The 20559-nt window shown below is 70.7% G+C and carries 14 protein-coding genes; 9 read left to right on the top strand and 5 right to left on the bottom strand.

What is annotated here, in order from left to right; genetic code table 11:
- Positions 1 to 77: 77 nt before the first annotated feature.
- Positions 78 to 1973, top strand: coding sequence for an exo-alpha-sialidase (locus tag ACFYYF_RS25700; protein ID WP_388779612.1), 1896 nt, complete (start codon positions 78 to 80; stop codon positions 1971 to 1973).
- Here ACFYYF_RS25700 and ACFYYF_RS25705 read toward each other — a convergent pair.
- Complete coding sequence (locus ACFYYF_RS25705; RefSeq protein ID WP_388779614.1) at positions 1946 to 3085, bottom strand: bile acid:sodium symporter family protein; 1140 nt, start codon at positions 3083 to 3085, stop codon at positions 1946 to 1948. The two genes, ACFYYF_RS25700 and ACFYYF_RS25705, sit on opposite strands and share 28 nt — an antisense overlap.
- 144 nt (positions 3086 to 3229) lie before the next feature.
- Between ACFYYF_RS25705 and ACFYYF_RS25710 the strand changes: the two genes are divergently transcribed.
- The 4 genes from ACFYYF_RS25710 to ACFYYF_RS25725 all read left to right on the top strand — a co-directional run bounded on the left by ACFYYF_RS25710 (position 3230) and on the right by ACFYYF_RS25725 (position 8104).
- A complete protein-coding gene (locus ACFYYF_RS25710; protein ID WP_361691749.1) occupies positions 3230 to 4102 on the top strand; it encodes a LysR substrate-binding domain-containing protein in 873 nt (290 codons plus the stop codon).
- A gap of 286 nt (positions 4103 to 4388) precedes the next feature.
- Positions 4389 to 6215 carry an AMP-dependent synthetase/ligase gene (locus ACFYYF_RS25715; protein WP_388779617.1) on the top strand — a complete coding sequence of 609 codons (1827 nt, stop codon included), beginning with the start codon at positions 4389 to 4391 and terminating at the stop codon, positions 6213 to 6215.
- Positions 6216 to 6445: 230 nt separating this feature from the next.
- Positions 6446 to 7237 (top strand): aldo/keto reductase, encoded by a 792-nt coding sequence (locus ACFYYF_RS25720; protein ID WP_361691797.1) that lies wholly within the window; start codon positions 6446 to 6448, stop codon positions 7235 to 7237.
- A gap of 171 nt (positions 7238 to 7408) precedes the next feature.
- A complete protein-coding gene (locus tag ACFYYF_RS25725; RefSeq protein ID WP_361691743.1) occupies positions 7409 to 8104 on the top strand; it encodes a glycoside hydrolase family 75 protein in 696 nt (231 codons plus the stop codon).
- Between the two features lie 56 nt (positions 8105 to 8160).
- Here the strand turns inward: ACFYYF_RS25725 and ACFYYF_RS25730 are convergent, their stop codons facing one another.
- The 3 genes from ACFYYF_RS25730 to ACFYYF_RS25740 all read right to left on the bottom strand — a co-directional run bounded on the left by ACFYYF_RS25730 (position 8161) and on the right by ACFYYF_RS25740 (position 11697).
- The gene (locus ACFYYF_RS25730; RefSeq protein ID WP_388779620.1) at positions 8161 to 8862 is read right to left on the bottom strand and encodes an SDR family oxidoreductase; all 702 of its coding nucleotides are present in this window, start codon (positions 8860 to 8862) and stop codon (positions 8161 to 8163) included.
- 128 nt (positions 8863 to 8990) lie between these two features.
- On the bottom strand, positions 8991 to 9956 hold the full coding sequence (locus ACFYYF_RS25735; protein ID WP_388779623.1) for a class I SAM-dependent methyltransferase: 966 nt from the start codon (positions 9954 to 9956) through the stop codon (positions 8991 to 8993).
- Positions 9957 to 10212: 256 nt separating this feature from the next.
- On the bottom strand, positions 10213 to 11697 hold the full coding sequence (locus tag ACFYYF_RS25740; protein WP_388779626.1) for a cellulase family glycosylhydrolase: 1485 nt from the start codon (positions 11695 to 11697) through the stop codon (positions 10213 to 10215).
- 255 nt (positions 11698 to 11952) lie between these two features.
- On the opposite strand from ACFYYF_RS25740, the gene ACFYYF_RS25745 reads away from it, so the two are divergent.
- The 4 genes from ACFYYF_RS25745 (at position 11953) to ACFYYF_RS25760 (ending at position 19559) form a co-directional block, all read left to right on the top strand.
- The gene (locus tag ACFYYF_RS25745; RefSeq protein ID WP_388779629.1) at positions 11953 to 14877 is read left to right on the top strand and encodes a glycoside hydrolase family 48 protein; all 2925 of its coding nucleotides are present in this window, start codon (positions 11953 to 11955) and stop codon (positions 14875 to 14877) included.
- Between the two features lie 174 nt (positions 14878 to 15051).
- Positions 15052 to 17712: a cellulose binding domain-containing protein gene (locus ACFYYF_RS25750; protein WP_388779631.1), complete on the top strand. Its 2661-nt coding sequence runs from the start codon at positions 15052 to 15054 to the stop codon at positions 17710 to 17712.
- A gap of 181 nt (positions 17713 to 17893) precedes the next feature.
- Positions 17894 to 18424 (top strand): hypothetical protein, encoded by a 531-nt coding sequence (locus ACFYYF_RS25755; protein ID WP_388779634.1) that lies wholly within the window; start codon positions 17894 to 17896, stop codon positions 18422 to 18424.
- 289 nt (positions 18425 to 18713) lie between these two features.
- Positions 18714 to 19559, top strand: a complete 846-nt coding sequence (locus ACFYYF_RS25760) for a methyltransferase domain-containing protein (RefSeq protein WP_388779636.1) — start codon at positions 18714 to 18716, stop codon at positions 19557 to 19559.
- Positions 19560 to 19606: 47 nt separating this feature from the next.
- On the opposite strand, the gene ACFYYF_RS25765 is transcribed toward ACFYYF_RS25760, so the two are convergent.
- Positions 19607 to 20551, bottom strand: coding sequence for a helix-turn-helix transcriptional regulator (locus tag ACFYYF_RS25765; protein WP_388779637.1), 945 nt, complete (start codon positions 20549 to 20551; stop codon positions 19607 to 19609).
- Positions 20552 to 20559 lie beyond the last annotated feature (8 nt).

Genomic DNA, 20559 nt, shown 5'->3' on the forward strand with positions numbered 1-20559 from the left:
CTGCGGCGCGAACGTTGGACGTGGGATGTCCGGGGAATCCGGATTGCCCAGCCGCCGTACGAAGGGCAGGTCGCACCATGCCGTCACGCCTCGCCACCCGTCCGAGATCCGTGGTCGCCGCTCTGCTCGGCATCGCCGCGCTGGTCGTGCTCCCGGGGACGGCACGGGCCGAACCCGCCCCGGCCGCACCCGCGTTCGAGCAGCAGGTGCTGTTCAAGGCCTCCCAGGATCCGGGCTACGCCTGTTTCCGCATCCCCTCCGTCGTCCGCACGACCAGGGGAACGCTGCTGGCGTTCGCCGAGGGCCGCGTCCTGAACTGCGGCGACGCGGCCGACATCGACATCGTGGTGAAGCGCTCCGGCGACGGCGGCCGCACCTGGGGCCCGCTCCAGGTCGTCAACGAGGGGAACGGGGACACCCACGGCAACCCCACTCCGGTCGTGGACCGCGGGACCGGCCGGATCGTGCTGGCGGAGACCTACAACACCGGCCGAACGGACAGCGCGGGCTGCACGGTCCCCTGCGACCGGACCCCGCACCTCCAGTACAGCGACGACGACGGTCTGAGCTGGTCCCGGCCGCGTGATCTCAGCTCCGAGATCCTGCCCGCGAACTGGAACTCCTGGTACGCCACCGGTCCCGTGCACGGCATCCAGCTCACCCACGGCCGGCACGCGGGACGGCTCGTGTTCGCCGTCAACACCGAGACCTGGGACGGCAGCCGGGTCACCGCCAACAACGCCGCGCTGATCACCAGCGACGACGGCGGCGACCACTGGGACATCGGCGCCGGCGACTCCTGGCCGATCGCGGCCGACGGCACCTTCCGGCAGAAGCCGTCCGAGATGGCCCTCACCGAGCGCGCCGACGGATCGCTCCTGGTCAGCGGCCGTGAGCAGGACGGGACCGACCTCGGCCACCGCACCCAGGCCGTCAGCAGGGACGGCGGCGACAGCTTCGTCTCCCCCTTCCGTGACGTCCCGGACCTCTACGCGCCCCAGGTGCAGGGCTCGACGCTGCGTCTCGGGGACCGGATCCTGCTGTCCTGCCCCGCCGACCCGGACCGCCGCCGGACCATGACGGTCCGCTCCTCCTACGACGGCGGACGCACCTGGGACAGCGTGGACCGCGGGACGGTCGTCACCACCGACTGGTCGGGCTACTCGGACCTGGTGGACATCGGCGACGGCACCATGGGCCTGATGTACGAGGGCGGCGCGGTCGACGCACGCGACGAGATCCGCTTCGCCCGCTTCACCGAGGACTGGCTCCGGCCGCGCCGGGGCCCGGACCCGACGACGGCCGACCTCGCCCCGCACACCCGGCGGGCCGCGGTGCTCGGCGGCCCGGGTGAGACGGCGGGCGTGCTCGGCGGCGGGCTGGAGTTCGACGGCGCCGACGACGCCGTACGACTGCCGTACCAGGACCGGCTTCCGCTGGGGACGAAGGACTTCACCGCGTCCCTGTGGTTCCGCTACACGGCCACCAGCGGTGAGCAGCCCCTGCTGTGGATGGGCGGGATCGGTACGAGCCAGCCGCAGGTGTGGCTGCGCGGGGAGCCCGCGTCCGACCGGATCACCGGGCTCATCACCACCAGGAACGGCGCGTCGGCCCCGGCCACGGCGTTCGTGCGCACCACGGGCTCCTTCAACGACGGCCGGTGGCACCGGCTGGCGCTGCGCCGCGGCGGGGGACGGCTCACCCTGTTCCTCGACGGGACGACCGTCAGCACGGCGGACGTGCCCGGATCGGTGAGCCGGAACTCGCCGTTCGGCGTGCACGTCGGCCAACGGATGGACAGCCGGGCCTTCTTCACCGGGGCGATCGACGATGTGCGGGTCTACGACCGCGCGTTGAGCGACGACGAGTTGTCGGCGCCGCCCTCGCGGAAGGTGACGCGGGACACCGTTCTGTGGCTTCCCCTGGACCGGGTGAGCGAGGCCGGTCAGGACCTGGGAGACGCCAGGCCCTGACGTCCCGCCGTCGCGACCGGGGAGACCCGGGGTTCCGCGGCGCGGGCCGGGCCGCCGGCCCGGCCCGCGCCTTCGGCCGTACCGCCCGTGCCCGCCCCGCCCCCGGTTCCTGACGGCCGGCCCGGGCCGGGGCGGTCGCTCACCTCCGGATCACGGGCCCGGCGCCTGGCGATCACCGCGCACACCATGAGCTGCATCTGGTGGAAGAGCATCAGCGGAAGCACGGCGAGGGAGGCGTGCGCGCCGAACAGGACACCCGCCATGGGCAGGCCCGAGGCGAGCGACTTCTTCGACCCGGCGAACTGGATCGCGATCCGGTCCTCGCGGTCGAAGCGCAGGGCCTTCGCTCCGTACCAGGTCAGCAGGAGCATGACGCCGAGCAGCAGCGCCTCCACGACGAGGAGCCCCGCCAGCCGCACGGCGCTGACCTGGCTCCAGATGCCCTGCACCATGCCCTCGCTGAACGCGGTGTAGACGACGAGCAGGATGGATCCGCGGTCGACGAGGCCGAGGACGCGCTTGTGGCGCGTGATGAAGCCGCCGATCCACGGGCGCAGCAACTGTCCGGCCAGGAACGGCACGAGCAGTTGCAGCACGATCTTGACGAGCGAGTCCGTGGAGAAGCCGCCGCCGCTGCCGCCGAGGAGGAGCGCGGCGAGCAGCGGGGTGACGACGATGCCGGCGAGCGAGGAGAAGGAGCCCGCGCAGATGGCGGCGGGCACGTTGCCGCGGGCGATCGAGGTGAAGGCGATCGACGACTGGATGGTCGAGGGGACGAGCGTGAGGAAGAGGAGACCGGTGTAGAGGTCGTGGGTCAGGAACGCCGGTTCCAGGCCGCGGGCGGCGAGGCCGAGCAGCGGGAACGCCACGAACGTGCAGATCAGGACCGTACCGTGCAGCCGCCAGTGTTTGACGCCGTCCATCGCCTCACGGGTCGACAGGCGTGCGCCGTACAGGAAGAAGAGGAAGGCGATGGCCGCCGTGGTCGCGCCCGAGGCGACGTCCGCCGCCGTTCCGCTCGCCGGGAACAGGGCGGCGAGGCCGACGGTCCCGAGCAGCAGCAGGACGTAGGGGTCGACCGGCATCCAGCTCGGCCACTGCAGGCGTTTCACGGTGCTCCACTGCTCGGTTGCTCGGTTCGGTGCGGGTGATCGTCGTCGGCGGATCGTGCCCTCTCCATCGTCCCCTCCCGGGCCGCGATCGGGAATCCGGCATACCGCTCTGACTGTCATCACGTATCGCGATAGCCTGGCTCCGTGTACGACCCTTCCCAGCTGCGTACGTTCCTGGCGGTGGCCCAGACGCTGAGCTTCACGCGGGCCGCCCGGCGGCTGGGGGTGCGCCAGTCCACGGTCAGCCAGCATGTGCGCCGGCTGGAGGACGCCGCGGGACGGCAGCTCTTCTCCCGCGACACCCACTCCGTCGAGCTCACCGAGGACGGTGAGGCGATGCTCGGGTTCGCGCGGCGGATCCTGGCGGTGCAGGAACAGGCGACGGCGTTCTTCACGGGGACCCGGCTGCGGGGCCGGCTGCGCTTCGGCGCGTCCGAGGACTTCGTGCTGACCCGGCTGCCGGAGATCCTGGAGGGGTTCCGCACCGACCATCCCGAGGTGGACCTGGAGCTGACGGTCGAGCTGTCCGGCACGCTCCACGAACAGCTCGCCGCCGGGCATCTCGATCTGGTGCTGGCGAAGCGGCGGCCCGAGGACCCGCGCGGGGAGCTCGTCTGGCACGACCGTCTCGTGTGGATCGGCGCCCCGCGGCTGCGGCTCGACCCGGACCGCCCGGTCCCGCTGATCGTCTACCCGCCCCCCGGCATCACCCGCGCGCTCGCCCTCGAAGCGCTGGAGCGGCAGGGCAGGTCCTGGCGCATCGCCTGCACCAGCGGCAGCCTCAACGGTCTGATCGCGGCGGCCCGCGCGGGCCTCGGCGTGATGGCCCACTCGCGCGGGCTGGTGCCGCCCGGCCTCGTCAGGGTGCCGGAGCGGGCGGGGCTGCCGGAGCTCGGCGAGGTCGACTTCGTCCTGGTGCACGGCCGGAGGCGGCCGTCCGCACAGGACGCCGCGGACGCGCTGGCGACGGCGATCCTCGCGGGCGGGGACCGGCTGCACCGGGGACCGCGGAGCTAGACCCGGCCCAGCGGCCTCACCGGTGGTCGAATCGCCCGGAACGAGGCATTCCGAATCGGCTTCCCGTGGACCGTGATCCCCCTGTGGGGTCGTGCCGATTCCGTGGAGATTAGGGACTCGAAACCTACGGAACCGTAAGGGATTCTGTCCGACCCTTCCCCTTGTGCGGCATTTCCGTGGTTGACCTGTGCGGACGCCGCACGCCCCGGCGGTTCGAGCCCCCTCCCGTCCGCTCGCGTGGTGGGGTAGCTTTCACGGCGCTGTGCGGAGGCCACGAGGAGCGGTATTGCGCGAGTTCACCAACCCCCCGTTGGCGTCGGCGCCGCCGGTGGGCGGCCTGGCCGACGCCGTGTTCGAGTATGCCCGGGTGGACCCGCTCCACGTCGCGCTCGGCCGCAAGGACGAGCAGGGACAGTGGCGCGACGTCACCTCGGCCGAGTTCCGGGACGAGGTCCTGGCCCTCGCGAAGGGCATGCTGTCGCAGGGCATCCGCTTCGGCGACCGGGTCGCCATCATGTGCCGCACCCGCTACGAGTGGACCCTCTTCGACTTCGCCCTGTGGACGGTCGGCGCCCAGGTCGTACCCATCTACCCCACCTCTTCGGCGGAGCAGGTCTTCTGGATGCTGCACGACGCCCAGGTGTCGGCGGTCATGGTGGAGCACGAGGACCACGCGATGACCATCGCCACGGTCGTCGACCGGCTGCCCCAGCTCCACAAGCTGTGGCAGCTCGACGTGGGCGCGGTGCACGAGCTGTACGAGGCGGGCGCGCACCTCGACGACGAGGTGGTCCACCGGCACCGCCGCGCGGTCACCCCCGAATCCATCGCGACGATCATCTACACCTCGGGCACGACGGGACGCCCCAAGGGCTGTGTGATCTCGCACGCGAACTTCATGTTCGAGGCGGACACCGTCATCGAGCGCTGGGAACCGGTCTTCCACTCCAAGCGGGGCGACGAGGCGAGCACCCTGCTGTTCCTGCCGCTCGCGCACGTCTTCGGTCGGATGGTGCAGATCGCCGCGTTCCGCGGAAGGGTCAAGTTCGGGCACCAGCCCCAGCTCAACGCGTCCGCCCTGCTGCCGGACCTCGCCGCCTTCCGGCCCACGTTCTTCCTGGCCGTGCCGTACATCTTCGAGAAGGTCTTCAACTCCGCGCGCCGCAAGGCCGAGAGGGAGGGCAAGGCCGGCCCCTTCGAGAAGGCCGTCGACGTCGCCGTGCGCTACGCGGACGCCGTCGAGGCGAAGGCCTGGGGCATCGGTCCCGGCCCCTCGGCGGGCCTGCGCATGCAGCACCAGGTCCTCGACAAGCTCGTCTACTCCAAGGTGCGGGCGGCGATGGGCGGCCGGGTCCGGCACGCCATGTCCGGCGGCTCGGCGATGGACCGGCAGCTCGGGCTGTTCTTCGCGGGCGCGGGCATCACCATCTACGAGGGGTACGGGCTCACCGAGTCCACGGCGGCCGCCACGGCCAACCCGCCCGAGCTCACCCGTTTCGGCACCGTCGGCCAGGCGATCCCCGGGACCACCGTGCACATCGCGGACGACGGCGAGATCTGGCTGAAGGGCGGCAACGTCTTCCAGGGCTACCTGAACAACGACAAGGCCACCGACGCCACCCTGCACGACGGCTGGCTGGCCACCGGCGACATCGGGTCCCTGGACGAGGACGGCTACCTCACGATCACCGGGCGCAAGAAGGAGATCCTGGTGACGTCCGGCGGCAAGAGCGTCTCGCCGGGCGCGCTGGAGGAGCGGGTGCGCGACCATCCGCTGGTCGCGCAGTGCATAGTGGTCGGCAACGACCGCCCGTACATCGCCGCGCTCGTCACCCTCGACTCCGAGGCCGTCGAGCACTGGCTCCAGATGCGCGGCAAGCCGCCGCTGTCCGCCGGCGACCTCGTGCGCGACCCCGATCTGGAGACCGAGGTGCGGCGCGCCGTGGTCGCCGCGAACACGCTGGTCTCGCAGGCCGAGTCGATCCGCACGTTCCGCATCCTGGCCAATCAGTTCACCGAGGAACACGGCCTGCTGACGCCGTCGCTGAAGCTGAAGCGCAAGGCGATCGAGAAGGCGTACGAGACCGAGGTCGAGGCGCTCTACCGGACGTAGTCCCTGGTGGTCCGCGGGACCGGCGGGCCGGAGCCCGGGCCGGCCGCCGGCGCGGACACCGGCCTGATTGATCGCACTATTTCGGCCAATCTTCGATTCCGCGCGCCCGGCGCCCGGTCAGGAATGCATCACGGCCCGTGATCGTTGACCATACGAAGACCACCCGACGACTGAAGGATCGAGAGCTCGTGAGCAAGGTCCCCCCGATCATCCTGAACAACGGCGTCGAGATGCCGCAGCTCGGCTTCGGCGTCTGGCAGGTGCCGGACGACGAGGCGGAGCGGGCGGTCGCCACCGCACTGGAGTCCGGGTACCGCAGCATCGACACAGCGGCGATCTACGGCAACGAAGAGGGCACCGGCAAGGCCGTCGGCGCCTCCGGCATCGCCCGCGAGGAGCTCTTCGTCACCACGAAGCTGTGGAACAGCGACCAGGGGTACGACTCCGCGCTGCGCGCCTTCGACGCCTCGCTGGAGAAGCTCGGCCTGGACTACGTCGACCTGTACCTGATCCACTGGCCGACGCCGGCCAAGGGCCGTTACGTGGACACCTTCAAGGCCCTGGAGAAGATCTACGCCGACGGCCGCGCCAAGGCCATCGGCACCTCGAACTTCCTCCCGGAGCACCTGGCGAAGCTGATCGACGAGACGTCCGTCATCCCGGCCGTCAACCAGATCGAGCTGCACCCGCACCTCCAGCAGCGCGCGGCCCGCGAGTTCCACGCCGAGCAGGGCATCGCCACCGAGGCCTGGTCGCCGCTGGGCCAGGGCAAGGGCCTCCTGGAGGTCCCGGCGATCGTCGCCATCGCCCAGAAGCACGGCCGCACCCCGGCCCAGATCGTCCTGCGCTGGCACCTCCAGCTCGGCAACGTCGTGATCCCGAAGTCCGTGACGCCGTCCCGGATCAAGGAGAACATCGACGTCTTCGACTTCTCCCTGGACACCGAGGACATCGCGGCGATCTCGGCACTGAACGAGGACCGCCGGCTGGGTCCCGACCCGGCCACGTTCGACGTCGGCTGACGCGTCCGGTCACCACCGTCGGCCCCGATGCCCGCCGCATCGGGGCCGACGGTCTTTTTAACGCGCTTGGACCGGACCATCGGTACCCCAAGCCTTGACGCGGTCATGCAAACAGGGCCACCGTGGACGCACCCGGTAAGGAAAGTTTCCTAACAGAAGGGTTCCCCCACAGTGCGCACTCGAACACTGACCCTGTCCGCGGCCGGCGCGGCGGCCCTGCTCGCCCTCGCCGCGCTCCCGGCGGGCGCCTCCGGCGCCTCCGCGCCCCGCTCGGCACAGGAGGGTTCGGTCAGCGCGGCCGCCCTCCTCGCCAAGGTGACGTCCTGCTCGCAGATCTCGAACGGCAAGTACAGGACGGACGAGGAGACCTCGGCCACCATCCCCGTCTGCGGCAAGAACGGCGCCGTGTTCTGGAAGGCCGACATGGACATCGACTGCGACGGCCAGGTCACCGCCAAGTGCAACTCCGGCACCGACCCCTGGTTCCAGGACGACACCGCCTTCCACCAGTCCGACGGCCGGGCGCTGCGCGCCGACTCGCTGCCCTACGTCGTCGTGCCGAGCTCCAGCAGCATCTGGAAGTACACGAGTTCGGGCATCAAGGGCGGCGGCGTCGTCGCCGTCGTCTACAACGGCAAGGTCGAGTACGCGGTGGTCGGCGACACCGGACCGACGCAGATCATCGGTGAGGCCTCCTACGCCACGGCGAACGCGCTCGGCATCGACCCCGACCCGGAGACGGGCGGAGCCGACAGCGGCGTGACGTACATCCTCTTCAAGAACTCGCAGGTGTCCCCCATCGAGAGCCACAGCGCGGCCGTGTCGCTCGGGGACTCCCTGGCCCGCCAGTTCCTCGCGAACAACTGAGGACCGGGGGACGGAGACGTCCCGGGGGACGGGAACACCCGTCCCCCGGGCGCCGGTCAGTTGGGCTGGCCGATCGGGCGGACGACCACCGTGTTCACGTCGACGCCCGCCGGCTGCCCGACCGCCCAGACGATCGAGTCGGCGAGCTGGTCCGCCGTCAGGAGGTGCCCGGGCGGCAGGCTGCCGTAGGCGTCCCAGAACGGGGTCTCCACGCGGCCGGGCGAGACCAGCGTCACGCCCACGCCGTACTCGGTGACCTGGCGCCTGGTGTTCTCCGCGAGCCCGGTCACCGCCCACTTGGTCGCGCCGTAGAGGTTGCCGGGCGTGTTCACGTGCCCGGCGACACTGCCGATCAGGACGATCCGCCCGCGGGTCTCCTTCAGCGCGTCGATGGACGCCCTGATGAGCAGCGCGGGCCCCAGCACATTGGTCAGCACCATCTCGGACCAGCCGGCGGGGTCCCCTTCCGCGACCGTGTCGTGGGTGCCGAAACCGGCGTTGGCGACGACGGTGTCGATGCGCCCGAACTCCTTGAGCGTCGCCTCGACCGCGGCGCTCACCTGGTCGTACTCGGCCGCGTGCCCGACGATCGTCAACAGCTCTTCGGGGCGGCCCAGTTCCTCGGCGAAGGCGTTCAACCGCTCCTCACGGCGCCCCGTGACGGCCACCCGGTGCCCGGCGTCGAGCAGCCGGCGGGCGACCGCGGCTCCGATGCCGCTTCCGCCCCCGGTGATGAGTGCGACGGCGGATCCGGTCATGGTGTACCCCCAGGTGTCTCCGGCCCGGACGGGCCAACTGTGCTGCGAACTCGGGGAGTTCATCACTTGGAGCACACTCGATGTCAAGGCACGCCGACCGCCCCCGCGGCCACGCAGCGATCCCGTGACTACTCCGGCTTCACCCCCACGTACACCGTCATGGCCGTCAGGACGAACACGTCCGAGCGGTGGTGCACGCTCGCCTTGTCCTCCGGGTCGAGGAGCCGGTCGAGGGTGGCGAGGTCATCGGCGTCGAGCCCTTCGGCGAGCCCCTCCCGCCTGCGGGTGAGCGCGGTGACGACGAAGGCGCGGGCCTCGTCCGAGACCGGGGCGGGCAGGTCGACCAGGAAGGTGCGGGTCGCCGTGTGGCGCAGTCCGACGGCGGCGAGCAGGGCGGGCCAGTCCTCCGTCTCCTCCACCGATCCGGGCAGCTCGGCCCGCATGCGGGTGAACCACTCGTCGTGCACCGCGTCGATGCGGGCCTCCAGACCGGGCCGGCCGATGCCGGTGTCGCGCGGCAGGAAACGCGTGGGCAGTCCGCCCTCCAGCAGGGCGAGGGTGCCGCCGGGGGCCAGGCTCCGGACGAAGCCGGTGAGCGCGGCCCGCTGGTCACCGACGTGGTGCAGCGACCTGCTGGCCCACAGCAGGTCCGCCGGGTACTCCAGGTCGCCGACCCCCTCGGAGAGTTCGGCCTCGATCGTGCCGAACCGGTCGGCGAAGCCGAGCCGCTCGGCGCGGGCGCGGGCCTCCGACAGCAGGGGCTCCGCGCCGTCCACGGCGACGATCCGCGCACCGGGGAACGTCTCGGCGAACAGGCCGGAGATGACACCGGGGCCGCTGCCCGCGTCCACGATCAGCCCGGGGTCGGGCCGCTGCTCGCGCAGCCACCCGGCCGCCTGGAGGTAGGCCGGGGTGAACAGCTCGGCCTCCGAGACGAGCATGGGCAGCATCTGGCCGAAGTCGATGTGGGTGTGGTCGTGGCCGCCGCCGTGCCCCTGGCTCCGCGCGGGGCCGTGGTGGTGGCCGTGGCCGTGAGCCCCGCCCTGGTGGTGCGCCGGGCCGCTGCCGTGCTCGTGGTCGTGGTCCTGTGCCATGGGGCAAGCCTCTCTCTCGCGATGAGGACAGCCTGCTCCGCCACTCCCGGAAACGGCCAGCCGTGTTGCTCGAACGGCAAAAGCGGGCACCCCCGGAGAGCCGGGGGCGCCCGTGTTCCCGGCGCGCGCGGTCAGCCGGTCAGCCGGTCAGCCGGTCAGCCGGTCAGCCGGTCAGCCGGTCAGCCGGTCAGCCGGTCAGCCGGTCATGGTGCGTACGGCCATCCGGTCACCGCACGCGGCCGGCCGGTCACTCCCCCTATTTGTTGAGGGCCCGCAGGTGGTCGCGCAGCCCGATGCCGTAGGAGGTCGGGGTTCCGTCGTAGTTCGAGATCAGCGACGGACCCGAGGAGCAGTCCCAGGTGTTCCAGGTCCAGCCGAGATACGAGAGTCCCCGGTCGTCGAACCACTTCATGACGGTGTCGGTGAAGGAGTGGGAGCAGGTGTTCTCCCCGATCTCGCCCGCCACCAGGGGTACTTGGGCGGCGACGGGAGCGAGGGTCGAGTTCCAGCAGCTCTCGCTCGCGCAGGTGTTGAAGTTGTAGACGTGGTAGGCGGCGACGAGATTGCCCGTGGGATCACTGGGCTTGTATGTCAGCCACTGGCTCAGGTCGTTCGAGTACGCGAGGCCGCCGGCCAGGATCGGGTTCTTGGCGCCGGTGCCGCGAACCGCGTCGACCAGGGACTGCATTCCGGCCACCTGGTAGGAGATGCCGGGGCAGGTGCCGCCGTCGCGCCAGCAGGTCCACGCCTGCGTGGCCGTGGAGGTCGCGCGGTCCGGGTAGGGCTCGTTGAACAGGTCGAAGGCGACGGCCGGGTCGTCCTTGAAGGTGCTCGCGACCGAGGACCAGAAGGACGGGGTGTACTGCGCGTCGGGCATCGGCTTCTGGCAGGTGGCGTGCACGTCGGAGCAGCCCGCCGAGTTGCCGGTGTACTGCCCGTAGGTCCAGTGCAGTTCGACGAGCGGTGTCATGCCGTGGGCCTCGACCTTGGCCACCAGGGCCTTGACCGCGGCGATGTAGTTGGCGCCCGCGTACTCCGGCTTGACGTTGGAAAGCCCCAGCCAGCACTCCTCGTTGAGCGGGATGCGGACCGTGTTGACCTTCCAGTCGGCGATCGCCTTGACGGAGGCGTCGTCGACGGGGCCGTCGAAGAAGCCGTAGCCCTGGACGCACATGAACTCGCCGCCGGAGCGGTTGACGCCGAGCATGCGGCGGGTGGCTCCCGCCGAGTCGACCAGCCTGTTGCCCGAGACGTGCAGTTTCGGCGCCGCGCCGCCCGTCGGCGGCGGATCGGTGGGGGTGGGGGTGGGCGTGGGCGTGGGCTGGGTGTCCACGTTGCAGGTGGTGCCGTTGAGCCGGAAGGCCGTCGGCACCGCGTTGCTTCCCGACCAGGACGCGAGGAACCCGGCGCTGACGCTCGCGCCGCTCGCCAGCGAGCCGTTCCAGCTCTCGTTGGCCGCGGTCACCGTCGTACCGGACTGGGACCACTTGGCGTTCCAGCCCTGGGTGACCTTCTGACCGGCCGGGAAGTCGAAGCCGAGGCTCCAACTGCTGAGCGCTGCAATGTTGTTGGTGATTTTCACGGCGCCCTGGAAGCCGGTGTCCCACTGACCGGTGACCGAGTACTCCACCGTGCACGCGGGAGTTGCTCCCGAGGCCGTGACGACCGGCGCGACGGCCGTGCCCACGAGGGCCACGGCGGCGCCGATGACTAGGAGAGACAAACGCGGGGGGTGACGCATGAAGCGACTCCTTGCAGCTCTGACGCTCCGTGACGGACGCGTCGACTGATGGAACCGCTCCCACTGGTGCGGAAGAAGCTAGCGCCAAGTGCCCGAGTTGCCCAGAGGGGTCGCGCAGTTGATCTGTCGAATCATTTCGACTCTTCAAGCACCTTGACCGCTCACACCCTCCTCTCCACTATGGGAGCGCTCCCACTGGTTCAAGGCTTGTTGCTCCTCCCCCCATTCTCCGAGCCGCAAGGAGGAACCAGCACCATGGATCCGAGCCCTCGATGGAGACGCCGTCGCAGGTCACGGCGGTTGTGGACCGCCGTGCTGGCGGCACTAGCCCTCCCGCTCACCACTCTGGCGACCGGTACGACTCCCGCACACGCGGCCACCGTTCAGTGCAGCGTCGACTACAAGACGAACGACTGGGGATCCGGCTTCACGGCTGATCTGACGATCACCAACCGGGGCACCGACGCCATCAACGGCTGGACCCTGACCTACGCCTACACGGGCAACCAGACACTCACCAACGGCTGGAACGGCACCTGGTCCCAGTCCGGCAAGACGGTCACCGTGAAGAACGCGGCGTGGAACGGGACGATCGGCGCCGGGACCGCCGTGACCACGGGCGCGCAGTTCACCTACAGCGGCACCAACACCGCCCCCGCGTCCTACGCCGTCAACGGCACCACGTGCACCGGTGCGCACCAGCCGCCGATCACCGTGCTGACCAGCCCCGCGGCGGGCGCCGTCTACACCCAGGGCGACGCCGTCCCGATGGCGGCGACCGCGGCGGCGGCCGACGGCGCGACCGTCTCCAAGGTCGAGTTCTACGACGACACGACCCTGCTCGGCACCGACACCAGCTCGCCGTACACGCTGTCGGCGTCCGGACTGGCCGTGGGAAGCCATTCCATCGTCGCGAAGGCGTACGACAGTCTGGGGGCGTCGGCGGCCTCCACGCCGGCCGGCATCACGGTCGCCGCGGGTCCGGCGATCGTCGCCTCGCCGACCCAGCTCGGGGTCCAGCAGGGCAAGACGGGGACGTTCACGGTCAAGCTCTCGACCCAGCCGAGCGCCAATGTGACGGTGGCGGTGGCCCGCACGGACGGGAACACCGGGCTGTCGGTGACCGGCGGTTCGAGTCTGACGTTCACGCCGTCCAACTGGAACACCGCCCAGACGGTGACGATCACCGCGGACGCCTCGGGCACCGGGTCCGCGACCTTCACGGCCTCGGCGACCGGTCAGGCCAAGGCCACGGTCACCGTGACCGAACTGGCCGCGACGAAGACGTACGACGCGCGCTTCCTGGACCTCTACGGCAAGATCACCAACCCGGCGAACGGCTACTTCTCCCCCGAGGGCATTCCCTATCACTCGGTGGAGACGCTGATCGTCGAGGCGCCGGACCAGGGGCACGAGACGACGTCCGAGGCGTACAGCTATCTGATCTGGCTCCAGGCGATGTACGGGAAGGTCACCGGCGACTGGTCGAAGTTCAACGCCGCGTGGACGACCATGGAGACGTACATGATCCCCACGCACGCCGACCAGCCGACGAACTCCTTCTACAACGCGTCCAAACCGGCCACCTACGCGCCGGAGCTGGACACCCCGAACGAGTACCCGGCCAAGCTCGACACCGGTGTCTCCGTCGGCACGGACCCGATCGCCTCCGAGCTGAAGAGCGCGTACGGCACGGACGACGTGTACGGCATGCACTGGCTCCAGGACGTGGACAACACCTACGGCTACGGCAACGAGCCGGGCAAGTGCGAGGCCGGTCCGACCGCCACGGGTCCGTCGTACATCAACACCTTCCAGCGCGGCGCGCAGGAGTCGGTGTGGGAGACCGTGCCGCAGCCGACCTGCGACTCCTTCAAGTACGGCGGCAAGAACGGTTATCTGGACCTCTTCACCGGGGACTCCTCGTACGCCAAGCAGTGGAAGTACACGGACGCCCCGGACGCCGACGCGCGTGCGGTGCAGGCCGCGTACTGGGCCGACCTGTGGGCCAAGGCCCAGGGCAAGAGCGCCGATGTCTCGGCGACCGTCGGCAAGGCGGCGAAGATGGGCGACTATCTGCGCTACGCCATGTACGACAAGTACTTCAAGAAAATAGGCAACTGCGTCGGACCGTCGACCTGTGCGGCCGGCACCGGCAAGGACGCCTCTTCCTACCTGCTCTCCTGGTACTACGCCTGGGGCGGCGCCAACGACACCTCGGCGGGCTGGGCCTGGCGGATCGGCTCCAGCCACGTCCACGGCGGCTACCAGAACCCCCTGGCGGCGTACGCGCTCAGCACGAACGCCGACCTGAAGCCCAAGTCCGCGACAGGCGCGGCGGATTGGGGCACGTCCCTCACCCGCCAACTGGAGTTCTACCGCTGGCTCCAGTCGAGCGAGGGCGCCATCGCGGGCGGCGCGACCAACAGCTGGGCGGGCCGCTACGCGACACCTCCCACGGGGACGCCGACCTTCTACGGCATGTACTACGACCAGCAGCCGGTGTACCACGACCCGCCGTCCAACCAGTGGTTCGGCTTCCAGGCGTGGTCCATGGAGCGGGTCGCCGAGTACTACCAGCAGACGGGGAACGCGAGCGCCAAGGCGGTCCTCGACAAGTGGGTCACCTGGGCGCTGTCCAAGACCACGATCAACCCGGACGGCACCTATCAGATCCCCTCCACCCTCCAGTGGTCGGGCGCGCCGGACACCTGGAACGCGTCGAGTCCCGGTTCCAACAGCGGACTTCACGTCACCGTCGCCGACTACACGAACGACGTCGGGGTGGCCGCCGCGTACGCCAAGACCCTGTCCTACTACGCGGCCAAGTCCGGCAACACCCAGGCGAGGACGACGGCCAAGGCGCTGCTGGACGGCATGTGGAACAACTACCAGGACGGCCTCGGCATCGCCGTCCCGGAGACCCGCACCGACTACAACCGCTTCGACGACAGCGTGTACGTGCCGAGCACCTTCACCGGCACGATGCCGAACGGCGACGCGATCAACTCCTCCTCCACCTTCGCCTCGCTGCGGTCCTTCTACAAGAACGACCCGGCCTGGTCGAAGATCCAGAGCTATCTGGCGGGCGGCGCCGCGCCCGTCTTCACGTACCACCGGTTCTGGGCGCAGGCGGACATCGCCCTCGCCATGGGCTCGTACGCGGAGCTTCTCGAATAGTCCCCGCTGTGGCTCCGGGTACGCGGTCCTGTCCCTGACGGCAGGACCACCGGCCGGGCGGTTCCTCATCGCACTGAGGGCCGCCCGGCCGTCACTTGCTCCCCACCGCTTCCTTCCCCTCCCCTCCCTCCATCCCTCCCCACCTACTCCTGTGCACCGGAGAGGACTCCCCCCATGCGAAGAACCCGCATCCTCACGGCCGTACTCGCCCTCGCCGCCGGGCTGTTGGCCGGCACTCCGCCCGCGCTGGCCGCGAACACCCCCCGGCCGGCGCTCGCGGCGGACACGTACACCTGGAAGAACGCCCGCGTGGACGGCGGCGGCTTCGTGCCCGGCATCGTCTTCAACCGTTCCGAGAAGAACCTCGCGTACGCCCGCACGGACATCGGCGGTGCCTACCGGTGGGTGCAGGCGACGAAGAGCTGGACCCCGCTGCTCGACTCGGTCGGCTGGAACGAGTGGGGGCACACCGGCGTCGTCAGCCTCGCCTCCGACTCCGTCGCCCCGGACAAGGTGTACGCCGCCGTCGGCACGTACACCAACGGCTGGGACCCGACGAACGGGGCCGTTCTGCGCTCCTCCGACCGCGGGGCGAGCTGGCAGAAGGCCGACCTGCCCTTCAAGCTCGGCGGCAACATGCCCGGACGGGGCATGGGTGAGCGGCTGGCCGTCGACCCCAACAAGAACAGCGTGCTCTACCTCGGTGCGCCCAGCGGCAAGGGGCTGTGGCGCTCCACCGACTCCGGAGCGAGCTGGTCGCAGGTCACGGCGTTCCCGAACGCGGGCAACTACGTCCAGGACGCCACCGACACCAGCGGCTACGCCTCGGACAACCAGGGCATCGTCTGGGTCACCTTCGACGAGTCCACGGGCACCCCGGGAAGCGCCACCGGCACCGTCTATGTGGGGGTCGCCGACAAGGACAACGCCGTCTACCGCTCGACGGACGGCGGCGCGACCTGGTCGCGTCTCGCCGGACAGCCGACCGGCTACCTCGCGCACAAGGGTGTCCTCGACGCCGCGAACGGCTACCTCTATCTCGCGTACAGCGACAAGGGCGGCCCGTACGACGGCGGCAAGGGCCGGTTGTGGCGGTACGCGACGAAGACCGGGACGTGGACGGACATCAGCCCGGTGGCGGAGGCCGACACCTACTACGGCTTCAGCGGGCTGACCGTCGACCGGCAGCATCCGGGAACCGTGATGGCGACGGCGTACAGCTCGTGGTGGCCGGACACCCAGATCTTCCGGTCCACCGACAGCGGCGGGACCTGGACCAAGGCGTGGGACTACACGTCGTACCCGACCCGCTCCGACCGCTACACGATGGACGTCTCGTCCGCGCCCTGGCTGACCTTCGGCGCGAACCCCTCGCCGCCCGAACAGACCCCCAAACTCGGCTGGATGACCGAGGCGCTGGAGATCGACCCGTTCGACTCGGCGCGGATGATGTACGGGACGGGCGCCACGATCTACGGCACCGAGAACCTCACCGACTGGGACAGCGGGGCCCGGTTCACCGTCAAGCCCATGGTCCAGGGCCTGGAGGAGACGGCCGTCAACGACCTCGCCTCTCCCCCGTCGGGTGCTCCGCTGCTGAGCGCGCTCGGTGACATCGGCGGATTCCGGCACACGGATCTCACCAAGGTCCCGTCGATGATGTACACCTCGCCGAACCTCACCTCCACGACCAGCCTCGACTACGCCGAGACCAGCCCGAACACGGTGGTCCGGGTCGGCGACCTCGACTCCGGTCCGCACATCGGCTTCTCGACGGACAACGGCGCCAACTGGTTCGCGGGCAGCGACCCTTCGGGCGTAACCGGCGGCGGCACGGTTGCCGCGGCCGCGGACGGCGGCCGCTTCGTGTGGAGCCCGGCGGGCACCGGGGTGCAGTACACCACCGGGTTCGGTACGTCGTGGTCCGCGTCGAGCGGTATCCCCGCCGGTGCGGTCGTGGAGTCGGACCGGGTCGACCCGAAGACGTTCTACGGCTTCAAGTCCGGCAAGTTCTACGTCAGTTCGGACGGCGGCGCGACGTTCGCGGCGTCCGCGGCGGCCAACCTGCCGACCGGGGACAGCGTCCGCTTCAAGGCGCTGCCCGGCACGAAGGGCGATGTGTGGCTGGCGGGCGGCGCGAGTGACGGCGCGTACGGGCTGTGGCACTCGACGGACGGCGGCGCGACCTTCACCAAGGTCCCGGGCGTCGACCAGGCCGACACGATCGGCTTCGGCAAGGCGGCGGCCGGCTCCTCGTACCAGACGCTCTACGCGAGCGCGAAGATCGGCGGCGTACGCGGGATCTTCCGCTCGACCGACCGTGGCGCGAGCTGGACGCGCATCAACGACGACGCCCACCAGTGGGGTTGGACCGGCGCGGCCATCACCGGGGACCCGCGGGTCTACGGGCGCGTGTACGTCGCGACGAACGGGCGCGGGATCATCTACGGCGACTCGTCGGACACCGGGGGCGGTGACGGGGGCGGCGGTACGGACCCGACGCCGCCGCCGACCGGGGCCTGCGCGGTGACGTACAAGATCACGAACCAGTGGCAGGGCGGCTTCCAGGCCGACGTGTCGCTCACCAACACCGGCCCCTCCGCCTGGACCGGCTGGACCTTGGCCTGGTCCTTCACCGACGGCCAGAAGATCACCCAACTCTGGAACGCCGACCACACCCAGTCGGGCGCGGCGGTGACGGCGAGGAACGTCGGCTGGAACGCGAACGTGGCCCCGGGTTCGACGGTCGCCTTCGGCTTCACGGGAAGCTGGACGACGACGAACACAAAACCGTCGGTCTTCAAGCTGGGAGACCGGACCTGCGCGGTGAGTTGAGCCCTCACCCCGTCCTCTCGGGGGGTGTCCGTCGGCCGGCTCCACAGGGTCGGACCGACGCCCCCGAGAGGCCGGACAGCCCCGCGATGATCACGACTGCGTCACCTACTTCACATACAGCTCACATTTTCTTCACATCCCCCGATATCGTCGCCCCACCACGAACATCCCTGGGGGGACCATGTCGCACAACAAGCCGCCGCGTGAGTACGAGCGGCCGCCCATAGCACCCGGAGCCGCGCCGGAGCCGGTGAGGGCCCGCGGGGCACGCAAGCGCCTCTTGCTGCCGATGATCGCCGTCGCGGTCCTGTTCGGCGTCGGCGCCTGCGGCAGTGACAGCGGCGACGACAAGGGCGCCACCACGAAGGCCGCGGCCGTCACGGCGCGGCCCACCGTCACCGTCACCACGACGGCCACCGCGACGGTGACCGCGGAGCCGGAACCCGCTCCGACGGTGACCGCGACGAAGACCGTCAAGGTGAAGGTCACCGTCACCGCGCACGCCGCCTCGGGCAGCGGCTCCGGCAGCGGCGGAAGCAGCGGTGGCGGGACCGCCGTCGGCACCTGCTCGATCAAGTCGAACGCCGGCAACTGCTACTCGGCGGGCCAGTACTGCCGCAACGGCGACCACGGCGCCACGACGACCACCGCGGGCGGCACCAGGATCACGTGCGCGTACCGCTCGGGAGGCTGGCGCTGGACGTACAGCTGACATCCCGCCGGCCCGGACGGCCCGGCCGGCACGGAGCCCGGCCCGGCTGATCGCGGGCAGCCGCGGAGCCTCCCGTGGGGAGCCGGGAGGGGCGGCCGTCCCCGTGGAGAGCGCAGCTCAGGCGGGGTCCGAGGGGTGGCGGTCCTGGTCCGGGAGGGCCAGGAAGGTCACACGCACACCATGCATCAGGAACCGGCCACAGCAATAGAGTGCGGCCGAAATTCGATGGCGCGATTCACCGGGACGAACCGGTGGCGGCTCCCCGCCGGGCCTCCTAGTTTGGGGGTTCGTGACCGATGAACCCGAGGTGCGGCAAGACCGGCTCGGCCTGGGCCGGGTGTTCGACGAGGTCCCGGAGCTCTACGACCGGGTCCGGCCGGGATACCCCGACGCGTTGTTCGCGGACCTCACCGCCATCACCGGGCTGGACGACACGTCGTCGGTGCTGGAGGTGGGCTGCGGAACCGGACAGGCCACGCGCTCGCTTGCGGCACTCGGATGCCAGGTGACCGCCGTGGAGCCGGGTAGAGGTATGGCCGCGCTCGCCCGCCGGCGGCTCGCAACCCTCGGCCACGACGACATCGGGATCGAGACCTCCACGTTCGAGGAGTGGGACGACCACGGGCGGCGCTACGACGTCCTCGTGGCCGCGTCATCCTGGCACTGGGTCGACCCGGCGATCGGCTGGCCGCGCGCACACGCCGTGCTGCGTCCCGGCGGCTGGGCGGCGCTGCTCGGCCACGTCGTCGTCCGCAGGCCCGGCGAACCGGAGGTCTACGCCGAGACCTCCGCCATCCACGAGCGCTTCGCCCCCGGGAACCCCGACTGGGGCCACCCGCCGCTGGAGGACGAGGTCCGCGCCACCGACGAGGGCTGGGGCCTCGTCGAGGACCCCGGAGGACTGTTCGGACCCGCGGTCGTGCGCTGGTACCCGACGGTCCAGTGGTTCGACGGGAACGGCTTCGCCGACCTCCTCCGCTCGACGTCGCCCTACCGACGCCTCGCCCCCGACATCCGCGAGCCACTGCTCAACACGGTGGCGGACCACATCCGAACCCGAATGGACGACCGCGCGGCACGCCGCTATCTGAGCGTCCTGCGCGTCGGCCGGCGCGCCGGGCGAGGGCCCGTCTGAACCAGCGGGCGCCGCTTCAGCGGCTCACTCCGTGTACACCACACTCCCTATCCGTACCTGCGGGCCAGTTCCTTGACCGTCCCCGCGATTCGGGCGCGTAGTTCCGGTGGTTCGAGTACCTCGATGGCTGTTCCGAGGCGTAGGAAGTCGTCGTGGGCCTGGTGCAGGGATTCGACGGGGATCGTGGCGATGGTCCAACCCTGGGCGTCCGGGGTCCCGTTGGCCGCGGCCGCCTGGCTGGCGGGGCCGGGCAGGGTGGTTCCTGGTGCGATCCGGACGACCGCCTCCGCCCGGTGCAGTCGCTCGTGGAAGCCCCGTTGGTACTCGGTCCAGTACGCCGCCAGATCGAAGCCATCGGGCCGGGTGAACTCCGTTGGGGAGGGCTTGAGTTCGAGGATCTGGTCCACGCGGTAGGTGCGGGGGCCAGGGCCTGCCACGACGTACCAGCGGCCCGCCTTCAGGACGAGCCCGTACGGTTCCAGGCGGCGCTCCACGTCGGTGGGTTCGCGCCAGCGGCGGTAGCGGATGTCCAGGGCCCGGCCGTTCCAGACGGCGTCGGCGACCGCGGTGAGATACGGGGTCTCGTCGGCGTCCGCGTACCAGCCCGGCGCGTCCAGGTGGAAGCGGCCGCTCACCCGGTCCGCGTGCTCGCGCAGTTCACGCGGGAGGGCGGCTCGCACCTTGAGCTGGGCGGCCGCCAGCACCGCGCCGAGTCCGAGTTCGGCGGCGGGTCCGGGCACCCCGGCGAGGAACAGGGCCTCGGCCTCCTCGGTGGTGAGGCCGGTGAGGCGGGTGCGGTAGCCGTCGAGCAGCCGGTAGCCGCCCGCGTGCCCCGCGTCGCCGTACAGCGGGACGCCCGCCGCGCTCAGCGCCTCGACGTCCCGGTACACGGTCCGGACCGACACCTCCAGTTCCTCGGCGAGCTGGGCGGCGGTGAGCCGCCCGCGGGTCTGGAGCAGCAGCAGGATCGAGACGAGACGGCTGGACTTCACTGACATAT

Source organism: Streptomyces sp. NPDC001914 (assembly GCF_042891215.1).
Lineage (GTDB): Bacteria > Actinomycetota > Actinomycetes > Streptomycetales > Streptomycetaceae > Streptomyces.